The 3,365-nt window shown below is 53.5% G+C and carries 5 protein-coding genes; all 5 read right to left on the minus strand.

Annotation, left to right across the window (positions count from 1 at the left end):
* A partial coding sequence (locus WC600_19005; GenBank protein MFA4904819.1) for an MlaA family lipoprotein occupies positions 1-512 on the minus strand: 512 nt, incomplete at its 3' end.
* Between the two features lie 10 nt (positions 513-522).
* A complete protein-coding gene (locus WC600_19010) occupies positions 523-1,116 on the minus strand; it encodes an ABC transporter substrate-binding protein (protein ID MFA4904820.1) in 594 nt (197 codons plus the stop codon).
* A 29-nt stretch (positions 1,117-1,145) separates the two neighbouring features.
* The gene (gene mlaD / locus WC600_19015; protein ID MFA4904821.1) at positions 1,146-1,601 is read right to left on the minus strand and encodes an outer membrane lipid asymmetry maintenance protein MlaD; all 456 of its coding nucleotides are present in this window, start codon (positions 1,599-1,601) and stop codon (positions 1,146-1,148) included.
* 4 nt (positions 1,602-1,605) lie between these two features.
* Positions 1,606-2,850, minus strand: coding sequence for an ATP-binding cassette domain-containing protein (locus tag WC600_19020; GenBank protein MFA4904822.1), 1,245 nt, complete (start codon positions 2,848-2,850; stop codon positions 1,606-1,608).
* Between the two features lie 10 nt (positions 2,851-2,860).
* Positions 2,861-3,355, minus strand: a complete 495-nt coding sequence (locus WC600_19025) for an ABC transporter permease (GenBank protein MFA4904823.1) — start codon at positions 3,353-3,355, stop codon at positions 2,861-2,863.
* Positions 3,356-3,365 lie beyond the last annotated feature (10 nt).

Raw genomic sequence — 3,365 nt, forward strand, 5'->3', positions numbered from 1 at the left:
AGAAACCCCCCGACACCCCATAGAGTGTTTACCGTGAAACGGCCAAGTTCCGCGGCCGCACCCTCGAAGTTCGCCTGGAGCAGGCAATTGACGAAACGGATCGGGAAGGCGAGGTTCGCAAAGAAATTGCTTACGCCGACCCGTGCGGCCTCGGGAACGACTTTCCCATATCCCTGCGCGACCGGTTTGAGCAGCCAGAAGTAAAGCTTGTCGTTGAAGTGATACATGGCCCGGTTGAAGGGCTCCAGGGGGTCGGCAATCTCAGGTTTTGCCTCCCCGCTCACCTTCTCAGGAACTTCGATATCCCCATATTCATCGATGTTCTTGGTTTCAGATGTAACCGGCATCTCGGGGGGTTTTGGAGGGATCTGCACGGGATCGGAGACAACGAAGACCTGCTGAGCATGAGGAGGTGCAACCGGCGGTGCGAGAGTAGCGGCGGGATCAGGACTGTGAGCACAGCCCGCAGCGAAAAAAACGAGCAGGAGAACGGGAAATGAGAAAGCTTTCATAAACTGGACCCTATTGCCCCTTCACTTTCTTTCGCAGGATCTCAAGCAACTGTTCGGGCGTATTTTTTGCCAGGATGTCATTGAACTGGGTACGATAATTCAGAACCAGGCTCACATTTTCAATAACGATGTCATATACTTTCCAAGCGCCGTCCTTCAGAATCACTCTATAGAAGATAGGAATCTCCTTTGAAGAGGTGACGATTTTCGTTTGAATCTCGGCCTGTGTTTCCGAGACCATGGTCTCCCGCTCAAAGACAATTTTCTCGTCGGTGTAGGCAAGGATTTTGTCGATGTAGGCCTTTTCCAGCACCTGTCGAAAAAGGAGGACGAACTCCTTACGCTGGGCGACATTCATGCTGTTCCAGTGCCTGGACAAGGTGCGCTTCGAAAGTTCGACATCATCAAACATGCGTTCATAGATAAGCCGAAGTTTCTCCTTTTCGATCTCCTTGGCCGACGCGGCTTTGAGCTTTGGATCGCGCAACACCTCCAGCACTTTGTTGACGTTAGACTGAACCGCGTCCAACGGCGGACCGGCATATACCGGAAGAGAAAACAGCAACAGAATGAGGATGGTCAATGCGACGATCGGTCTTTTCATGGATTACCTCTCTTGATCCGTTTACGCGACTACGGTTTCTTCACATCTCCGAAGGCATACTTGCTGATGAGATCTGCGATGTCCACCGCCGATTGCGTTTCGGTAATGGTTCCACCCGGCTTGAGAATTGCGCCTGCGCCCCCGGGGTCAATGCTGAGATGCATATCGCCGATCAGCCCCTCCGTTTTAATGGAGGCAATGGCATCATCAAAAATCTTGATGTCATTCCGAATGCGAATCTCCACCATGGCCTTCTGCTTTTCCTGGTCCATGGTGAGTCGCTCCACGCGCCCCACCTCAATGCCGGAGATATAAACAAGGCTGCCGGCCCTCAGGCCGGTGACCGAGGTGAATCGGGCAAAGAGAGAATAGGCGTTGTCGCCGAGCAGGGAAACATGACCGAGTTTCACCGTCATATACCCAACGCAGAGGAGCCCGAAAACGAGAAAAATGCCAACCGTGGTTTCCATCGTGTACTTTTTCATCTGCTTACCCCCTCCCGTCACACCGAAGACGGGCAATTTCTTTTTGTTGAGATTTTGCCGCATCGATGACGGAATCGATATCGGCAACCGGTTGACCCTGGGCAATTCCGGCCAGGACCGTAAATTCGACACACCCCGCCGACGTTGTCTGCCTGCGAGCTGCCGCCGAGACGTCATGAATGCCCCGTTCTTGAAAATCCTTGGCAAAATCGTTGAGAATGCTCTCCGCTTCCGTCAGATCCGAATAGGGGAGTACCGTAACAAATTCATTGCTGCGGCGGCGTGTGGAAAAGCCCCCTATAGCGCCGAAGTGTTTATCGATATAGCTTCCCAGACTCCGTATGGCCACCTGTGCCGCATCATGGCCTGCGCTCGTCCGGATGATATCCAGATCATCCAGAGAAAAAACCGCAACGCAGTAGGTTGCCCCGCTTGTTGTCTGCGTCAACTGAACATGATGCATCACTTTGAATTGCCGTTTGGAATAGAGACCCGTTAATTCTTTCTGCAGCCCTTCCAGACTGCGAATGACCTCCTCCTTGAACGGGTGGTCGAAATTTTCCAGCTCCTCCGGAGAGCCTTGGAAAACGATGGATCGATCATAGAGGGCAAGAATGCGGTTTGAGATAAAATAGACATCCGGTATCTCATGGCTGACCAGGATCGCCGTAAACCCGAATTTCCGCTGATACTGGGCAATCATGCCCAGGATGGCATTTTTCCGGACCGGGTCCTGGCCGGAAGTGGGTTCGTCGAAGAGGACGATTCGAGGATCCGTTACCAAAGCCCGCGCCAGGGCTGCCCGTTTTTGCATGCCGCCGGAGAGCTCCGAGGGATACTTATGGGCCGCATCCTCAAGTTCCGTCTGTTCGATTCTGGCCATAACCCTGCTATCGATCTTGGCTTTACTCAGGTTCGTCGTCTCCCGAAGGGGAAGGGCGATATTTTCATAGACGGTCATGGAATCGAAAAGGGCATTGTCTTGAAACATGTAGCTTATCTGAGCGAGATTGGCGGCGCTCTCGCTTTTATTCATCTCGCTCAGGGGTTTGCCCTTGAAGAGAATGGTCCCTTCATCCGGCTTGAGCAGCCCGATGATATGCTTGAGGAGCACACTCTTGCCCGAGCCGCTCAGGCCGATTATGGTCGTGACCTGTCCCTCGTAGATCTGCAGGTTGACCCGTTCAAGGACGCTTCGGGCGCCGAAGCGCTTGGTGACATCCTTGAACTCGATTAACGGGCTTTCCATGGGGCTATCCTCAGATGAGCAGCGACGTCACGACATAGTCTGACACCAGGATAAGCACGCAGGAGACCACAACGGCAGAGGTCGTGGAGAGCCCGACGGCCTTGGCGCCGTGGCTGTCCGTGCGCATGTGGGTAAAATAACCCTGGTAACAACAGACCGTGGATACGATGACGGCAAAAACAACCGACTTGATCAAACCGTCAGTGATATCTTTTATGTCCATACTGGTCTGAACACGATAAACATAGGTGCTGGCATTGGCGCCCAGGAGCAATACGCCGGAGACGTACCCGCCGACAATGCCGACGAGGTCGAACAGGGCGGTGAGCAAGGGAAAGCTGATGATCGAAGCGGTAATTCTCGGGCTGATGAGATATCTGAGCGGATCAATACGCATGGTGTCCAGGGCGTCAATCTGTTCGGAGATGCGTTGAATGCCGATCTCTGCGGCGATAGCCGAACCGGCCCTGGCTGCAATCATGATCGCCGTGAGAACCGGCCCCAATTCCCGAACC

The organism is Desulfobaccales bacterium (assembly GCA_041648175.1).
In the GTDB taxonomy this organism is placed as follows: domain Bacteria; phylum Desulfobacterota; class Desulfobaccia; order Desulfobaccales; family 0-14-0-80-60-11; genus 0-14-0-80-60-11.

Bases quoted from the DNA above. Each gene is read 5' to 3' on its own strand.
- mlaD (MFA4904821.1), bottom strand. From the start codon at position 1,601: ATGAAAAAGTACACGATGGAAACCACGGTTGGCATTTTTCTCGTTTTC.
- WC600_19020 (MFA4904822.1), bottom strand. From the start codon at position 2,850: ATGGAAAGCCCGTTAATCGAGTTCAAGGATGTCACCAAGCGCTTCGGC.
- WC600_19010 (MFA4904820.1), bottom strand. From the start codon at position 1,116: ATGAAAAGACCGATCGTCGCATTGACCATCCTCATTCTGTTGCTGTTT.